The sequence below is a fragment of the Streptomyces sp. NPDC093085 genome (assembly GCF_040683935.1).
Taxonomy (GTDB): Bacteria; Actinomycetota; Actinomycetes; order Streptomycetales; family Streptomycetaceae; genus Streptomyces.
This window is the reverse complement of record NZ_JBFBFB010000002.1, coordinates 40,927-57,508: the sequence shown is the minus strand read 5'-3', so window position 1 is coordinate 57,508 and position 16,582 is coordinate 40,927. Positions and strand designations below refer to the sequence as shown.

At 67.5% G+C, this 16,582-nt stretch carries 15 protein-coding genes; 6 read left to right on the top strand and 9 right to left on the bottom strand.

The window, feature by feature from the left end:
• Positions 1-36: 36 nt before the first annotated feature.
• From AB0O07_RS06970 to AB0O07_RS06960, 3 genes are all read right to left on the bottom strand, one after another.
• Positions 37-741, bottom strand: a complete 705-nt coding sequence (locus AB0O07_RS06970) for a hypothetical protein (protein ID WP_365628204.1) — start codon at positions 739-741, stop codon at positions 37-39.
• An 848-nt stretch (positions 742-1,589) separates the two neighbouring features.
• Positions 1,590-2,798 (bottom strand): hypothetical protein, encoded by a 1,209-nt coding sequence (locus AB0O07_RS06965; protein ID WP_365628201.1) that lies wholly within the window; start codon positions 2,796-2,798, stop codon positions 1,590-1,592.
• Entirely contained in the window at positions 2,795-3,334 is a 540-nt protein-coding gene (locus AB0O07_RS06960; protein ID WP_365628198.1) for a DUF4365 domain-containing protein, read from the bottom strand. The genes AB0O07_RS06965 and AB0O07_RS06960 overlap by 4 nt, the downstream gene beginning before the upstream one ends.
• A gap of 730 nt (positions 3,335-4,064) precedes the next feature.
• On the opposite strand from AB0O07_RS06960, the gene AB0O07_RS06955 reads away from it, so the two are divergent.
• From AB0O07_RS06955 to AB0O07_RS06945, 3 genes are read left to right on the top strand one after another with little or no spacing between them, the layout of a single operon-like run.
• Complete coding sequence (locus tag AB0O07_RS06955; RefSeq protein ID WP_365628195.1) at positions 4,065-4,565, top strand: hypothetical protein; 501 nt, start codon at positions 4,065-4,067, stop codon at positions 4,563-4,565.
• The gene (locus tag AB0O07_RS06950) at positions 4,565-5,278 is read left to right on the top strand and encodes an ABC-three component system protein (RefSeq protein WP_365628192.1); all 714 of its coding nucleotides are present in this window, start codon (positions 4,565-4,567) and stop codon (positions 5,276-5,278) included. The genes AB0O07_RS06955 and AB0O07_RS06950 overlap by 1 nt, the downstream gene beginning before the upstream one ends.
• On the top strand, positions 5,275-5,760 hold the full coding sequence (locus tag AB0O07_RS06945) for a three component ABC system middle component (protein ID WP_365628189.1): 486 nt from the start codon (positions 5,275-5,277) through the stop codon (positions 5,758-5,760). Before AB0O07_RS06950 ends, AB0O07_RS06945 begins: the two co-directional genes overlap by 4 nt.
• A gap of 262 nt (positions 5,761-6,022) precedes the next feature.
• On the opposite strand, the gene AB0O07_RS06940 is transcribed toward AB0O07_RS06945, so the two are convergent.
• The gene (locus tag AB0O07_RS06940) at positions 6,023-6,583 is read right to left on the bottom strand and encodes a hypothetical protein (protein WP_365628186.1); all 561 of its coding nucleotides are present in this window, start codon (positions 6,581-6,583) and stop codon (positions 6,023-6,025) included.
• Between the two features lie 97 nt (positions 6,584-6,680).
• The gene (locus tag AB0O07_RS06935; protein WP_365628183.1) at positions 6,681-6,812 is read right to left on the bottom strand and encodes a hypothetical protein; all 132 of its coding nucleotides are present in this window, start codon (positions 6,810-6,812) and stop codon (positions 6,681-6,683) included.
• Between the two features lie 18 nt (positions 6,813-6,830).
• On the opposite strand from AB0O07_RS06935, the gene AB0O07_RS06930 reads away from it, so the two are divergent.
• From AB0O07_RS06930 to AB0O07_RS06920, 3 genes are all read left to right on the top strand, one after another.
• Positions 6,831-7,673, top strand: a complete 843-nt coding sequence (locus AB0O07_RS06930) for a DUF3732 domain-containing protein (RefSeq protein WP_365628180.1) — start codon at positions 6,831-6,833, stop codon at positions 7,671-7,673.
• Between the two features lie 383 nt (positions 7,674-8,056).
• Positions 8,057-9,604, top strand: coding sequence for a DUF4041 domain-containing protein (locus tag AB0O07_RS06925; protein ID WP_365628177.1), 1,548 nt, complete (start codon positions 8,057-8,059; stop codon positions 9,602-9,604).
• A 1,134-nt stretch (positions 9,605-10,738) separates the two neighbouring features.
• The gene (locus tag AB0O07_RS06920) at positions 10,739-11,203 is read left to right on the top strand and encodes a hypothetical protein (RefSeq protein ID WP_365628174.1); all 465 of its coding nucleotides are present in this window, start codon (positions 10,739-10,741) and stop codon (positions 11,201-11,203) included.
• A gap of 88 nt (positions 11,204-11,291) precedes the next feature.
• On the opposite strand, the gene AB0O07_RS06915 is transcribed toward AB0O07_RS06920, so the two are convergent.
• The 4 genes from AB0O07_RS06915 to AB0O07_RS06900 form a co-directional block, all read right to left on the bottom strand.
• Positions 11,292-12,359 carry a hypothetical protein gene (locus AB0O07_RS06915; protein WP_365628171.1) on the bottom strand — a complete coding sequence of 356 codons (1,068 nt, stop codon included), beginning with the start codon at positions 12,357-12,359 and terminating at the stop codon, positions 11,292-11,294.
• Positions 12,360-12,474: 115 nt separating this feature from the next.
• Positions 12,475-13,248, bottom strand: coding sequence for an ATP-binding protein (locus tag AB0O07_RS06910; protein WP_365628168.1), 774 nt, complete (start codon positions 13,246-13,248; stop codon positions 12,475-12,477).
• Entirely contained in the window at positions 13,245-14,846 is a 1,602-nt protein-coding gene (locus AB0O07_RS06905) for a Mu transposase C-terminal domain-containing protein (RefSeq protein WP_365628165.1), read from the bottom strand. The genes AB0O07_RS06910 and AB0O07_RS06905 overlap by 4 nt, the downstream gene beginning before the upstream one ends.
• Before the next feature lie 458 nt (positions 14,847-15,304).
• Positions 15,305-16,561 (bottom strand): SbcC/MukB-like Walker B domain-containing protein, encoded by a 1,257-nt coding sequence (locus AB0O07_RS06900; RefSeq protein WP_365628162.1) that lies wholly within the window; start codon positions 16,559-16,561, stop codon positions 15,305-15,307.
• Positions 16,562-16,582 lie beyond the last annotated feature (21 nt).

The window sequence follows — 16,582 nt, the reverse complement described above, 5'->3', positions numbered from 1 at the left end:
CAAGCAACCTAGTTGCGAATCCTGGGTCCGGCCGCATCATGTGTCGGCAGGCGGCTCGCGACGTTCCACGCCCAGCGCGCCGCGGGACCAGAAGTCCAGACTGGGAGCACCGGGCATCGTTTGTGTGAACGAAAGCCAGCGCTGCCTCTCGCCGTAATACAGCCCGTAGACCTCGGCATCAAAGGCTTCACGCGTGACCAGTGCCACCACACCGACCGTGTCCCCGGCGTATGCGTCGTTCATCGCCGTGGTCCTGGAGTGTGACTGCAGGGCATCAACAAGTGACGGACTGGAGATGCTGGAGCCGTCGAACTCCCCGAACCCGGCATGCAGCATCAGTCGTACCTGCGGCAGCAGATAGCCCTCCTTGCGTGTGGCTCGTTGCCAGTCTGTCGCCATCAGCTGATCCAGCTCGCGAAGCAGGAGCGCTCCGAGCGCGCGTACATCATCGGCGCCAGTGAACAACAGCAATGTGTCGCCATTGTCGAGCTCCTGGCCGTAGGCGATCACCCCGTCGGTGCCTACCTGGCGCAGGGCGTGTTCGACATAGGAACGCACCAGGCGTGGGCCGGGATGCAGCGAGACGTCCTGGCCCACCCAGTTCACGATGCCGACAAGCACAGGAACGATTACTTTCCCCCTGGCTGCGGCCAGAGGCTGAGGCATCGCCGCCACCGCTGCCGGCCCTGGTCCATCCTTCTCGGCGCCGCCGAAGATCATGTAACAGTTGATGACGTTCACATCGCCAGCTATGACGACGTTCCCGTCGCCGGTTACAGCGGTGGTGATACTGCCCGCGGCCGCAACGGCCCGTTCACCTGAAGCCGTTGCCGAGGATTGTGCCTGTGGGCCGAGGGACGACTCCGACACGGAACCTCTGTTTCCGCTTCCATCCCATGCACAGTGACCGGGACGAAGCCTCATCGGGTCAAGACGTCATCAGCATAGGACCGGTCTCGGACATGCACGGGGTGACTGGAGGGCTGAAGCGGCAGAGCGTGCCGTGACGACGTCCCGTGATGACCGCCATAGGCTTGCAACTTTCGTGGCTCCCGCCACACAGCAGTGTCACGTGCTCCGCTGTCCTCATGCGCCGGGCGGGGAGTTGGTAGATCCATCGAAGGGCGCTCTGTCGGTGTCTAGCACCCACTCGGCGGCGGTCAAGCCGGGTCCGCGAGTGCCGAGCCCAGCCAGGCGTCGGTGGCAATGGGCGGTCGGTGTAGTTGCTCGGGCCATGGGCTGCAGCAGATGGTGAAAGTACCTTCGGTGAAGGCATTGACGTAGGAGGTGCCGGCGAGGAGGTGCTGCTGTTCACTGCTGCGGGCTGCTGGCAGTGGTGATGTGCGGGCGAAGGCAGGGTGTGCGTTCCCGGGCGCGTACAGCGTCCTGGACACTGCCGATCAGGTAAGGCGTCTTGCCGGGATGGTGGGTGGCGTGCTTGCCCGCTCCGCGGCCCACTGTTCGCAGCAGGGCGTCGATTCCGTACTCGCGACGCCATTTCGCGCCGCGTGCTGCTTGACCGCATACCTCGTACAGATCGTCGGCGCGGGTGCCGGGTATCAGCAATTTCTCGGCTGCGCCCGTGCATCCTAGGGACGACGTGGGAGCGATGGAGTTTGGTCCCGGACCAGAGATCCCTGGATCGTTGCCCCAGCCTCACGAATGGTGACTTCCCCTCTGGCCGTGACCCCTCGTCCGTCCGCGCGTGCGCGGAGCGCGTAGTCATGCTCGTCATGGTTGACCGCCATGACGTAATCGTTCTCCCTGACACGGAGCACGATGAAGTAGGGGTTCTCCCCTCGGGCCGCATTCCGGTCGTCCACGCCGATGGCGATGACCTCGCCGGTGAGCTCTTGTTCTGGGTGCCGGCGCGTGATGGTGAGAGGAGACCGCAGAGCGGTCCCTGCCGGCGCCAGCAGGTCGTCCTGGGTGCTGCGCGGCAGGGCCTTTGCAGGTTGCTGTGCGCGTCTGTCCAGTGTCCGTATGGCGGAGACGTCGAAGACCAGGGAACTGTTTCGGATGTCTTCTGCTGCGGGCGGATTTGCGGCCCACTGGAACGACAGATGAAGCGACAGGTCTCCGGCTCGTGCAAGCGGGCGCAAGGACTTTGCAACGGCGGTCTCGAACGGGGGCATACCCTCACGTTCGTGGGCACCGGGACTGGCCCAGCGATGAACACGGTCGAGCGCTGCGGCGAGGTTCATCATGACCTGCCGTCCGAATGGCGGCAGGGACCCCTGCCACGGCCCGGTACGAGACATCACAGGGAAGACGAAGCTGCCCTGCCGGGTGTGGCCGAGCCGCACTCCGTCGCGCAGATAGTCCGCCACGTTGGCACTGCGGCGACTGCCCCATCCGGTCCTTTCGGGATTGTCCGTGTAGAGAGCCGACAGCCTCAGCATCTCCGAGCCCACGGCGAGGACGCTCGCCGCCTCGGCAAGCGGCACGGACTCGCCGGGGCCGACAGGGTTTACGCGGAACAGCAGTGTGTCCCAGTCCACGGAACTGATCCGCTGCAGAAGCTGCGAGGCGTCATCACCGAAGTAGTCGGCCAATCCCGCGAGCAGCTCGGCCAGCCTGCGGTCGTAGTCGCGCATCCCGTCGTTCAGCGGCAGGAGATAGGTGTCATCCTCCGTCCCATCGGCTTCCGTGTTGGGAGACAGCCAGTACTCCGCTAGTCCTTCACGTTCGTCGGCCAGCACCCATCCGGCCTCATGAAGGAAGTCCGAGATCATCGCGACGGAGACAGACGGAACCAGAGGCCGGAAGGCCCCAGTGTCCAGCTTGTCCAGCTTCACCGCCCACCTCCGTTGCCCAGGCGCTTGATCAGATCTCTGACATATTCCGGGGTGAACTCGTTCTCCCGCGGAAGAACCACTCTGCCGAACTTCCTCCCGGGCTCAAGCACGGGCCAGTCCTCTGGGTCGGACCACAGCATGAAACCGTCCAGGGCCCAGGAGCTTCCGTCGTTCCTGACCTGCGGAACCTCTACTCCCTCTGGGATGATCATCACCACTAGCCGCACCGGCACGTAACCCGGTTCCCGTAGCTTCAGGTACTGGTCGGCCGGCAGCCTCATCGCGTAGTCGCCATTGGTGAGCGGCCTCGCCGTGTGGACGCTGCTGGTGCACTTCAGCTGGACGTCGAACCGGGGACCGCGCCGAGCGTGCGGCCCCGAACCCAGCACCGTCGTGTCGAGACAGTCGTAGTCGAGCCACGGATCCTGCAACTGGCAGCCCGCACTATTGGCCACAAGCCCCAGGACGTGATAGCTCGCGCGTTCCTTGTGCGCGCTCGCCGGGATACCCGCTCGGCGAAACCCCGCCTCGTCCACCCGCCGATCACGCTCCCGCCCCAAGGGCCCACCCGCACCGCCCGACCCTCGCCACACCCTATGCCCCGCTCGCCCTCCCCGAATGCGAAAGCCCCCTGCACACGCGGCGGGCGAACGCCTCCGACCGCGACGCCAGGGCGAGCGGCAAGCCACGGGCATCCGAACATGGGGGCGATCCACGTCCGCAACACCACCCCACCACCCCGCGCATGCCACCCCCATCGGCCCTCGCCAAACCGGTGGCGTCCCATGAGCCGGGAGACCCAACGACTGGCTGTGGCCCTCGGGCCCCCGGGTCCCACCGAGAGTCCGCTAAGCGATCGACGCTTCTCACCGCAGCTCACCCCAGAGGGGCGGGGCACGCCCCTGCCGGCACACCTGTGGCGCGGTCATAGGAAGACGGTCTACAGCAAGCCCACAGCAACAACGGCGAGCCCCCCTCGGCTAAGGGGCAGCGCAGCGGTCTCTGGGCGGCAGACCTGCAACCAGGCTCACCACACAGCGGCCGAAGATCACGGACGGCGATCCTTTCAAGGCTGACGGCGACGCCGCGGCGGGTGCTACGTTGTGCCGCAGGGGAGTGGCACAACACATCACACCAAACCAAACCGCCCAGGTCGCGTTGTGTGTGGTGTGGTCGGTCGCAGGGGTGGGACTTGCGCCGCTCGGACAAGCACGATCAGTAGTGGGGAACGTGGCGCGAGCAAGGTCGCATTCGGCGGCAGGGCAGATGACCGGATACCTGTTCCAGTGCGAGCTCGCCCTGCTCAAGCTCGCCCGCCGCAGCTGGCAGGACCCCACTGCCGAGATCCGCATGGAACTCCTCGACGACATCGAGTTGCTCGACCCGGACAAGACGCCACGGGAGCTCCTGCAGTCCAAGCACCGCGAAGCCGCCGGCCCGCTGAGCGAGACCGGGAAAGACTTCTGGCGTTCCGTCGGGTCCTGGATCGACGCTCTCAAAAAGCTCTCCGAACCCTCGGGCGCCGCCATGCCCATCCTGCGCCTCGTCTCGACCCAGACCGCACCGCGGGACACTTTCTTCCACTACCTCGGCGCCAGCCCGGACCGGGACGAAGCCAAGGCGCTGCAGCGCATGGAACAGGTCGCCGGCGACGAGAAAGGGCCCGACACCACAGCCAAGGACCGCCGCCTGTTCATGAGGCTCACCCCGGCCCGGCGCCAGGAACTCGTCAGTGCCATCACCGTCAACGACGGCGCCCCCCCCTGATGTCAGACCTCGACCCTAGTCTGGCCAAAGAACTGGGGATCACGCCGAGCGACCACGCTCAGGCCGCCCTCGAGGAGATCAAAGGGTGGTGGTACGGCGTGGCGGTCAAACTGCTGGAACGCAAGAACCCCCAGCACATGCGCGCCTCCGTCAGCGCCCAGGAACTCATGTGCCGCCGCGACGAGGTCACCGGCCGCTACACCGGCAAGCACCTGCCGATCACCGAGACCCTGCGCAACCTCACCGAGGCGGAGATCGCCGGCTACAGCGACCGCCTGGTCGTCGCCCAGATGCGGTGGATCGGGCTGCCCGACTCCGAGGTGGCGATGCACCTGCGCGACTACCACCTCGCACGGGCCCAGCGCTCCGAATGGCTGCGCACCTTCAAGATCACCCCGGAGCGGCTCGAAGAATACGAAGGCGAACTCCACTACGAGTGGGAGACCGCCTTCCGCCGCCGCACCCGCCGCATCCCCGATGACACGGGCGAAGAGGAGCGCCAGGCCATCGGGCAGGAAATCCTGGACGCCACCATGGACCGCGTCGCCGACACCCCGCTGCGCCCCGGCACCGTCACCGCGCCCTGGGTCGGCAAAGGAAGCACCCACGGCCTGTCCGACCAGGCCGACACCGCGCAGCCCGACCGGCAGCTCGGCTGGCACCCCGACTACCAGAACCGCTGCAAGCACCCCGACGAAACGCAGGAACAGTGACGAGCGACTCCCACCGCAACGTGTCGGAGGCGCAGGCGCTGTTCAACCCCGCCTTCGGCGCCTACCTCCTGGCCAGCGCCGTCAGCACCGCCACCAAAAAAGCGCAGCGCCCCCTGCCCTGGCCCAGTGCGTTCCTGATCCTGCCCCTCGTCCTGCCCACAGACACCAGAGAATCCCTGCCGGGCAAGTCCACCGTCACACTCACCGCCTGGGCCAACAACAACCCGCGTCTGCAGGCCGCATTCGCCGAACGCGCCGCAGCACTCACCACCTACACCCGTGCCAGCCTGCGCACCGCTATGCGCCACCACGCCATAGACGTCACCCCCGCCGGACTGATCTGCCCCCGCACCCCCAGACCCCCGTCCGCAGCCCCCGGCGAGGAAGTCGCCGACTGCGCCCGCGCAGCCGCACTCGTCGGCCGCTGGCTCGCCGTGACCGACCCCACCCGAGCCTTCACCGCCCTCGGCGTCCGCCCCTGACCCGCCCCTACAAAGGAGCCCCAGAACCGCCATGCAGCTGCTCGCCCTGGTCCTGTACCACCGAGACGGCAGGAAACCCCCGAGGGTCCTGCGGTTCCGCCCCGGGGCGCTCAACATCCTCACCGGCGAGTCGGAAACCGGTAAGTCCGAGGTCCTCACCATCGTCGACTACTGCCTCGGACGCAGCGCACCCAACCTGCCCGACGACCTGATCGACCAGACCGTCGGCTGGTACGCCCTCCTGGTCACCTTCGCCGACAGCTCACGCATGGTCCTGGCCCGGCCCCGCCCCACCGGAGCCTCCACCCAGCACGCCTTCATCCGCACCGGCGACGCCACCCTCGACATCCCCCGGCCCGACGAACTCGTCAACAATTCCAACGTCGCGGTCCTGCGCAGCGAACTCAGCGCCCGCCTCGGGATCGAGGACTTCCACTTCCAGCCGCCCGCCGGCGCGGCCCGCAGCGCCTTCGACGTCTCCATCGGCCAAGCGGCCCTGCTCTGCTTCCAGAACCAGAACGAGATCGCCTCCCAGACGGCCCTGTTCCACCGCCAGACCGAACCCGGCATGGCCCAGACCCTCAAGGACACCCTGCCGTACTTCCTTGGTGCAGCCGGCCCCGAACAGGCGCTGCGCCGTCACCGCCTCGGCGAAGCCCAGCGAGCCCAGCGCGCAGCACAGCGGAAACTCGACGACGCCCTGCGCCACCAGCAGGCCATGGACGCAAACGGTCTGGCCCTCGTACGCCTCGCGGAGGCCGAAGGCCTCCTCGCCGACGTGCCCGCGGCCCCCGAAAACTCGCAAGTCCTCGACCTCCTCCACCAGGCCCTGGCCGCAGCCCCCCCAGACCGCAGCCCCACTGGAACTGCGCGACCGGCGCCAGGAACTCAACGACGAACGCCGCATCCTGCGCGAACAGCTACAGGAATTCGACGAGGCACTGGCCGCAGTCGACCGATGGCAGCAGCAGGGCCGCGCCTTCACCGGAGAACTCCACCTCCAGCTCGACCGCCTCAAAACCCTCGCGCTCCTCGGCCCTGAACGCCAGCACGACACCAGCGTGTGCCCCATGTGCACCCAGCCTCTGCAACACCCCGACCCCACCGCGCAAGACATCTCCGAGCTGACCGACCACCTCGCCCAAGAACTCGCCCAGGCACAGACACTCCAGCCCGTACGCGCAGAACACCGGCGCGCCCTCCAGACCGAGCGCGCCGCCGTGACCGAACGCCTCGGGATCAACGGCGCCCAGCTCAGAGAACTCCTGGCAAGCGACGAACGCATGGGCCGCTTGCAGGAACACAACCTGCGAGTCGCTCACATCCAGGGCCGGATCTCCGAAGCACTCACCCGCACAGGCACAGACAGCGACATCACCCGGCTGCGCCACAACCTCGCCCTCGCCGAAGAGCACGCAACCACGCTTGAGCGGCTCGTCGATGAAGACGACGTCGCAGCCGAGACCGAGTGCCGCCTCGCCGACGTCGCCATCGGCATGACCGCCTGGGCCAAGCGGCTCAACCTCGGAGGAGCAGCAGACGCCACCGAGGCGGCCATCAGCCTCAAGCTCCTCAACGTCGTCCTCAGACGACCCTCCGGACGCCTGCCCCTCACCCGCATCGGCAGCGCCAAGAACCACATCGGCTACCACCTGGTCGCCCACCTCGCCCTGCACACCTACCTGCGGCGCAACAACCGGCCCGTCCCGGGCTTCCTCATGCTCGACCAGCCCACCCAGGCGTTCTTCCCGGAAAAACCCCGCGACGCCTCCACCATCGAAGACGCCGACTGGGCCACCGTCACCGCCTACTTCCAACTCCTCGACGACGTCGTACAGCTCAACAACGGAGCGTTCCAGATCATCGTCTGCGACCACGCGAACCTGCCCGAAGACTGGTCCAGGAAGCCGTGATCGGCAACTGGCGTCCCGACGCCGAAGGCAATCGCACCGCACTGATTCCCCTGGACTGGCTCGACTGACGCTGCCACCGCTGGCCAGGCCGTCCGTGCCGAACCAGACACTGCCATGCCCAGCGCGAGCACGCCTGGCAACGGGGAGGCGCGAGAGCCGCGCATGTGGCAGAGCCGGCGGTCGGCGCTGGCCTGGCACGACCGCCGTGTTCCGGTCGTGGTCAGTCTCGGCCGTCATCTGAGGTTCCGGGCCGGTAGACCGGCCAAGGTGCCTTTTGCGCCGAATTTCTCGATCGGCCGTCCTCCCAGCAGCCTGCACGGCATGATCGCGCGAGTTGTCGAGGGTGCACCGGACGGTGCCGGGAGGGGAGTGCACGGGTGAATGTGAACGGCTTTCGGTTCAATCCACCACCGAACTGGCCGTTGGCCCAGGGCTGGATCCCGCCGGTCGGCTGGCAGCCCGACCCGTCCTGGCCACCGCCCCCTCCCGGCTGGCAGATGTGGCTGCCCGACGCACCCGAAGACGCGCCGCCGACACCCGCCGTTCCCCAGCAGTACACGCCTCCGCCCGGCGTCCCCGCCGGGCGGAAGAGGGGCTGGTTCGGCCGTCGGCGACGTGACGAGGCGAGCGAGCTGGAGGAACTGAGGCAGTGGATCGCGCAGACCCGCGGCGCCGACGCCGCCCAAGTCGCCGGACTCATGCAGCGGACACGCCAAGAGGCAGCCGCGCTGCGGACGCAGGCGCAGACAGAGGCCCAAGCCGTCGTCGACCAGGCCCGTCAGGCCGCCAAGGACATCAAGGCCGACGCCAAGCAGGTTGCGAAGGACACCGAACGGATCCGCAAGGAAGCCGAGCAATACCGCGGAGAGATCTACCAGGCCGAGAACCGCCTGACCGAGCTGCGCGCGCAGATCGTCACCACCGACGAGACCGTCCTGCTGCAACAAGCCGGTATCTACGACTACCACCACCAGCTCCACGACGCGGTCGCCTACCGCACGCGCCTCGACTCCCTCAAGGCCGAGATCAAGAACCTCGCACGCAACAACCAGGCTGTTCTCGCCGCCACCGACTGGACCGTCAACGGCTCCGCCCGCGAAGGCCGCAAGATGATCCGGGACTTCTCCAAACTGATGCTCCGCGCCTACAACGCCGAAGCCGAATACGCCGTCCGCACCATGCGCCCCCACCGCCTCACCTCACTCGTCGACCGCCTCTACAAGAGCCGGGAGACCATCGCCAAGCTCGGCGCCACCATGCACATCCGCATCTCCGACGCCTACCACGACGCCCGCGTCCGCGAACTGCAGCTGACCGCCGACTTCCTGCAGAAGAAGGACGAGGAGAAGGAAGCCCAGCGCGAAGCGAGAGCCCGCGAACGCGAGGAAGCGGCCGCCCAGCGCGAACTGGACCGCGAACGGGAGAAACTACACAAGGAACTCAACCACTACGAGGCTGCCCTCGAACGCATGCACGCCCAAGGCGACCACGAGGCCGTACGCGACATGGAAGCCAAACTCGCCGAGATCCAGCAGGCACTCCAGGACGTCGACGCCCGCGCCGCGAATGTCCGCACTGGCTACGTCTACGTCGTCTCCAACATCGGCGCCTTCGGAGACAGCATCGTCAAGATCGGCATGACCCGACGCCTCGAACCGCTCGACCGGGTCTACGAGCTCAGCGGCGCCGCCGTCCCCTTCCGCTTCGACGTCCACGCCCTGATCTTCAGCAAGGACGCCGTCGGCCTGGAAACCCGCCTCCACCAGGAGTTCGCCGACCGCCGCGTCAACCGTGTCAACAACAGAAAGGAGTTCTTCTACGTCACCCCCGCCGAGGTACGCACCGCACTGGAACGCTTCGCGGGCGAACACCTGGTGGAGTTCACCGAGACCCCGCAGGCACTCGAATGGCGCGCCAGCAAGACGGGCTGACCTTGGCGGGACGCTTATGGCCGAGGAGGCGCCTGACGAGATCACGGCGGTGATCCAGACAAGGGCCCCGGGATCGCAGAGTGCGTCCCCAGAGCCCGTCCCCTGCCTACTTGAAGAGATGGCGGCCTACTCGTTCCCGCCCAACTCGGGTCGAGGCCCCTCCTCCTCAGCGAGGCGCTCAGAGCGACGCCGGCGCAGTGCCCGTCCTGCAGCGCCGGCCATCGCGACAAGGGCACCGCTGAGCGTGCTGATGAAAAGGTCCTGGATCACAGGCCACATGAAGACATGGGTGCGCCCAGCGGGGCCGGGAAGCGCACCGCGCTCCCTCGTGGAGAAGAAATGGACAGAAGAGTGCTGGGTCAGTCCCGGCCCGATGCCAACCCCGGCACACGCGACTTTGTGGCGCAGGTGCCGGGGCTGGGCAGTCGGCGTGTGAGAACACCGGAATGATGAGGCGTTCCAGGTAGCTGTCGCCGGGATCGGCAGCGCCGTGCTCGCGCATCGTCCGCTCGGGTCTGATGCTGGACAGCGCTGCGGGCACGAGTGATGACGCTGTGCCGCGAGAACGGCTCGTGCACCCCGCATCGCTGAGAAGCGACGAGCACCAGGGCCTGCCGGGTGGTGAAACGCCTCTCGCAGGTTACGCACTGTCGGCGCCGCAGCTCTGAGCCATCGACACCGACGCGACGCGCGACGATGTAAGTGGGAGCGGAGCACGAAGGGCAACGCATGCTGTGCTCCTCCCTTGCCCAATGAGCGCCTGTAGAAAAGGAGTCTAGCGCTGCCCCTTGGACGCCCCTGGAGGGGTGGTTCCGAACGCAGCCCTGTTCGGCAGCTTCTGTCGAACTCCACCGCCTGGATCGGCACCGGACGTGGAAGATCGGGGTCTGACACGGAACGACTTGGGCACCGGACGAAGGGAAGGGGCAGAGAGTGGGCCACAGGTATGCTGCGCCGTTCACATGCGTTGTGTGCGGCGCTCCGACGAAAGCGTCCGCCAACTGGCGGAAGATATTCATCCATGCGAAACCGGACGCGTCTGAGACCTGCTGGGCATCCGGCCTGACACCCCGTGGCGTTCAACGCCGCCTCACCGCCAGTATCGCAGTTGAGCACAGACTGACCGGGCCTGCCATGCCGATGCCCTCCTGGTTCTCGCGATGGGAGGGAGAGAGCTACCCGTCGATTGTTCTCTTTGCCCGGCGCCGGATGGGCTACTGGTTCCCGAACGTCGGCAAAGCGGACCATGAGGAGGTCATCAAAGAGCTGCTGGCCAAGAACGTACGTCCGACATGGGAGGGCGGGGAGCACCTGTGCTGGACCGTCTCCGACGATCACTTCCTCCAGCTCGTCGGTACTCTCCTCAAACGCCATCAGCGGGTGTCGGTGGGACGCGAGTACAACGCGCTTGAGGCATGCAACTGGCGGTGCCAGAACGCCCAGAGCCCGCGGTGCACGTGCTCGTGCCAGGCCCGCAACCATGCCCACGGTGAGTGGATGAAGGGGTGGAGAATCCTGTTCGAAGACAACCGGGTCATGGACGGGCGGAGTTGGAGCTGGATGGCAGTGGAAAAAGACGCCACCACCAGCCGGCACTGACCAGGGCATCACCCCCTCGGTCGTCGCCGGCTTTCAACGAGCTGCCGCGTCACCAGAGCCTCCTCGCCCGAGACCGCTGCCCCACCGCTCAAGGAGTGAGGCTGTCGACAAGAACGGCCAGGTCGAGGGGAAGGAGATGCGCGGCGTGCGCGCGCAGATGCTGCGCCTCGGAACGCATCACCACGGCGAACACACTGTCTCCAGCCGGGTGTGGCTCCAGCCGGTGATGAGCGCGGGCAGCCGCCAGCAGCGGCCGGGCCCAGTCCGGGACCGCGTACAAGGCACAGGACCGGTGCGCGATGCCGTGGAGCTTGACGACGGACACGTCGCCGGCGATGTCGAGGTCACGCGTGCTCCGCAGCCTGCCGAGACCGACCCGGGTGAAAGCCAGCACGCTCAGCGCCCCGGCGGCAAGCGGATGAGCGAGAGCCGACAGGACAGCCGCATCCTGCTCTGCGACTTCGACTGCGGGCACGGCTTGCACCAGGTGCGGTGTCGCCATCGCGCCGACGCAGGGAAACGCGTGCCACACCTGCCTCGCCGACGACGGCCGGGGCTCCTGCGGCAGCCACGCAGACGGCTGCCGTGAAACCCCCGCCACGACCTTGGCCTCAAGCGCAGCCGGCATTGATGACCCCGGGGGGAAGGACGGACGCGCGGGAATCGGTCCCGGTTCGGCGAGGAGCTCCTCGAAGCTGTCTCTGCTGCTGAGGCGGCGCTCCACCTCAGCGAGCACAGGCGGCAGGTTGCGTGCCTCTTCCTGCCACAGCAGCGTCAGCTGCACCCCCGTTGCCGTGCGCCAGGTGAGAAGCTGGTCGATCCGTCGGGGTGTCAGCAGATGGGCACGGGGGACCAGTACGTGCCGTACTCCGGTCGCCTGCGTCCACGCGGCTGCGGCCTGCCATGCAGCCTTCACCGAGTCCAGCCACACGTCGGGGGAGTCGGGGCCTGGGGCCAGCCGCTTGCCCAGCGCGTACAGCACGTCGTGCGCCAGCGCGGCAGGATGGCCGCTCGCCGGTGTCGGATGCACCGTGATACGGCCCTCGCCAGGACAGTGCGCCTCGAGTGCCGCCCGCGTGTAGAACAGATCGTCCTGCTCGTCCACCACCACGGTCACATCTCCGTAGCCCGCCGCCACCACCCTGCCCTCATCCATGCCGCGCGCCCTCTGGCCGCCTGGTTGCGGATCGCCCCAGGTGCTGTGTCCTTGTGTGATGGCCGGCGGCCGGTTCCGCCACCCCGTGGCAGAACCGGCGCACAGTTGATGGGCGCTACATGCCGCCCAGCTTGCCGTAGACCCAGTCGATGAGGTCCTGGCTGATCTCACTCACTCCTTTCTGCCGCATGCCTTCGATCAGGTGCTTGGTGATGGTGGCCCAGTTACGGAAGTTGCCGTGCGCCGCGGCCCGGTCGATGCCGACGATCGTCTTCGGATCGACCCCGGACCACAGGGAGTGAAATGCCGGCAGCGTCCCGACGACCTCGCCCTCGGGCATGCGCGTGAACCTCTGCCAGATGTAGATCCGCGACGCCAGCATCGGTTCACGCTTGAGGACCTTGTAGCAGTTGTCCCCGCCGGCGAAGACCACCGCCATGTCTGTGTGCCGGTCATCCCAGAGGTGACGCCAGTACTCGAACGAACTGCGGCCCATCCACTGGGCCTCGTCACACACCAACACCCGGAACGTCTGCGACAGCGCGTCCTTCAGAAGGGTGTCGAACTCGATGGGACGAGTGGGAGGTTCCCCGGGCAGCCCCAGAGCACGGAACAGCCCGTGCCGGATGTCGCGAGGGGTCGGCCCCGAACGCAGCTCCAGGCGGTAAGTGATGTCGGGGGCCACTTTCCGCAGCGCCGAGTTCACCGACATCGTCTTGCCGCACCCGGCCGCTCCGTAGGCGACCATCATGCCTTTGGCCTCGATCGTCGCCTGGACGTTGTCCAGCGTCGTCATCAGCGTGTCAGTGGCCACCAGGTGCGCGTCCAGCCGATGGAAGTGGTCGTCCTCCTCCGCCGGAAGGCTGCCGTAGTCCATATCGTCGCTCACTCGCTCTCCTCGGGGGTGTTGTCGCTTCCCGGCTGGTCCGGGTCCGCCGGAACCGGCCGGGCCCAGCCATCGGGAACCGGCAGGTGAGGGATGTAGCCGGGATTGACGTTCCGCAGGTCCGTGGAGGCTGCCTCGGACAGCTCCGATTCGGCTTCCGCCTCTGTCAGCGAGCCAAGACGCTGGGGCGGAGTGGCCGAGGTGACGGCCTCGAACTTTCCTCGCCGCAGCCGGGCGGCGGCCTTCAGGTCCGCCCGAAGCCGCCGCTCCTTGGCCTTGCGGGCGTTGCGCACGGCACGGACCTGCTCCCGGCTTGCCTGCTCGGCAAGGACGGCGCTGCCCAGGTAGGTGCCGTCAAGGCCGAAGACCTCGATGGTTGCGTCGTGGTGGGGGAGGTAGCGCACCACGACGCGGGTGCCGCCCATGCCGACCATCCAGGGGCCGATGTAGGCGTGGTTGCGCCACTGCACACCTCGGGTGGTGATGACGCGGGTCTTTCCGTCGTCCTCGAGCCCGAAGTGGGCCAGCTGCTGGGCGGGGACGTTATACAGGGGAGTGGGGTCGGCCCGCCACGCCTCGATCGGAGTGAGGCCGCCCAGCTTCTTGGGTTTGTGCTCGTGGTTCCACCACCGCACCCACTCCTGCAACAGCTCCACGAAGGCCTCGAAAGTGAGCGCGGGCTCATCGGGATCAACGGTGCGCCCGCCGGTGAGCTTCTGCTGGCCGGTGTAGTGAGGCATGGAGACGAACAGCATCCGCTCGACCGAGTCGTTGAGTGCCTCGATGGTTCCCTTGAGATGAGGGGTGTAGGCGGGGAGATCGATGACCGGCACGGCGAAGGCGCCCAGAGCCGAAGTCACGGTGGCGCACAGGAACTCTTTGCCGCGGTCCACGCGGATCAGACCAGGCAGCCCTCCGGCCGGGCCGAACGGGTCGCTGCGGTTCAGCGCTGCGCGCAGGGCCGCCAGCACTGCATCCCTGCTCGGTGCGTGGGGCGTCACGGCCCAACCCGTGATGACGTTCTTGGCGCAGTCGATGAACCACGTCAGCCACGGCTGTACGAGTTCGTCCTCGAGCCCCACCTTGACGGGCACGCACTTGTGGTCGCCCTCCCATGCCTCGTTGCGGTTTCCGGGAGGGCGCTTGCCGAACACGTCGAAGGCCCGCCGCGCGGCCTCCCCTCGGGCGAGGCCGGCCCGTTCCCCGGGCGTCAGGTCCCGCCGCAGCGCGCGGTGCAGCGTCGTAAGGGAGGGAGCCTTGGGCAGATCCGGATCGGCCTGGGCTCGTTTCTCCAGCTCACGGTGCACAGCGGAGGCATTGCCTCCCGACAACGCAAGAAGGTGCCGGGTTTCAGCTGTGACGGTGAACCGTGGCCGGGCCACGGCGCCCATGCGGCCGGTGGCGCGCATATCGGCCAGCCAGTTCCACACCGTCCGCTCGGAGCGGCCCACGGTCGCGGCGACCAGGCGCACGTGCGCGCTGGTCAGCAGGCCGTGCTGGTCCAGATGCCTCAGCCGCGGCATCGCGGCCGGCCTTCCTGTACTTGCGGTGAAGAGTGGAGTGACGGCGCCGTCGGCGCCGTCCGTCGTGGCATCACTCACGGTTCTGCTCCCTCCAGACGAGGAGATCAGGGAAAGGGCCGATGGCGCGGTGCGCCCGACCGGTGAGAAGAGGGGGGGTTCAGGTACGCGCGGCCGGATCGCGGGCCGCGCTGTGGCGGTGGGGCCGCCGTCGTGCCGGCGGGCGTGGCCGAGAGTCAGCCACCGGATAGCCGCTGTTTGGAAACACACGGCCGGGTGCCGTACGCGCCACACGAGTCGGCTGGCAGGGGCAACGCTGCGGGCTCGGGTGGAGCGTTTGCGCCGGGATGTCGAAGGCGTGGTTCAGGCCGCGGGTATCGACGCCGGTACGGAGGTCTGCCGGCCGGGGCCGGCAGCAGACTCTTCAGACAGAGTCCTGCGAGGGCAGGAGACACGCAACGGCCGCGCTTTCGGAGCGTGGGGACACTGCCCCATGGGACGGGCTCCTCGTGGCTGTGCCGACAGGAGCCCGTCGGCGCTCACGCGTGGTGCAGCATTTTCTGCAGGCCGTCGTGGATGATGCGGGTGCGTTCCTCTGGCGAGAGCCACTGGGCCGTGGAGCCGGTGGCGGGTTTCATGACGTGCAGGATGTCGTCGACCTCGTCGGCCACCGGATACATGTGACTGATGATGGCGATCGTTGTGTCCGGGGCGATCCTGCGGCCTAGGACGGAAAGGGCAAGATCCAGGTGCTCAGCGTCCAGCGAGCCGAATCCTTCGTCCAGGAACAGGGTCTTCAGCCGGCGGTGACTGCGGCTGCGGCTGTTCAGCTCGACGAGAGCCAGGGCCAGGGCCAGCGAAGCCTGGAAGGACTCGCCACCGGAGAGAGTCTGCGGATTGCGTGCAAGGTGCGTGGCACAGTCCACGATCTCGAACCCGTTGGTGAACGCGTAGCTGCCTCCGGAGATCTCCAGGAGGTTCCTGCTGGCGTGACTGAGCAGCGCATATGTGCGCTGTTCGACGAGATAACCGATGAACTTGCCCTCCGTCAGCAGCCGCCGCACGTTACGCCACAGCTCGGCCTGCTTCTCTCCGGCCGTGACGGCAGCGTCGAGGGCTTCGGCATGGGGGATACGTGAGCGCGCGATGCGCAGGTCGTCCTTGGCCCGCTCATACGCGCTGTGCGCGTGGTCCGTTTTGTTGATGAGCGGTTTGAGAACAGAAGGGTCGAGCAGATCGCCCTGGGAGGGCACAAAGAACCCAGGGGCGATGTCGCCGGCGTCCTCGGGCCCGTCACCCTGGCGCACGAGTTCCTTCTCGAACGCCCCGACCTCGTCGCGGGCACGCTGGGCCTCCTGACCCAGCGCTTCGGCGAGCTTCTGGTCCAGCGAGGCGAGGGACAGACGGTAGGAGTCGACGGTGGCCAGGTCCGTTCCGTCCGGTGCGGCGGGCAGTGTGGTCTCGTCGCCGACAAGGCCTGCGGCATCGTCGGCTGCGTCAGCCCAGCGCTCCAGCTGTTTGACGAGATGACGCGCGGGGGTGTCGACGGTGCACCGACGGCGTTCGTCCAGGGCCTGCCGGCTTGCGGCATGTTCGGCGAGCGCCTGCCTGATCTCGTCTCGCTCCTGTGTCGTCTTCTCGAGCTGTTCGAGCCGTCGGCCGGCCGTGTCGAGGGCGGCTGCGATGGCGTGCGGTTCGGGTAGTGCGTCCGGGTCGGGCTGGGCGGGGCGGAGGGATGGCGGGAGGCCTGCGATGTCCGTCAGGAGCGTCTGCAGTTCCGTGTCGAATTGCAGCACGAGCCCGTCCAGTCGCTTGCC

Excerpts from the sequence above, each read along its gene's own strand:
- AB0O07_RS06955 (WP_365628195.1), top strand. The coding sequence starts at position 4,065 with ATGACCGGATACCTGTTCCAGTGCGAGCTCGCCCTGCTCAAGCTCGCC.
- AB0O07_RS06920 (WP_365628174.1), top strand. The coding sequence starts at position 10,739 with ATGCCGATGCCCTCCTGGTTCTCGCGATGGGAGGGAGAGAGCTACCCG.
- AB0O07_RS06915 (WP_365628171.1), bottom strand. The coding sequence starts at position 12,359 with ATGGATGAGGGCAGGGTGGTGGCGGCGGGCTACGGAGATGTGACCGTG.
- AB0O07_RS06930 (WP_365628180.1), top strand. The coding sequence starts at position 6,831 with ATGTGCACCCAGCCTCTGCAACACCCCGACCCCACCGCGCAAGACATC.
- AB0O07_RS06950 (WP_365628192.1), top strand. The coding sequence starts at position 4,565 with ATGTCAGACCTCGACCCTAGTCTGGCCAAAGAACTGGGGATCACGCCG.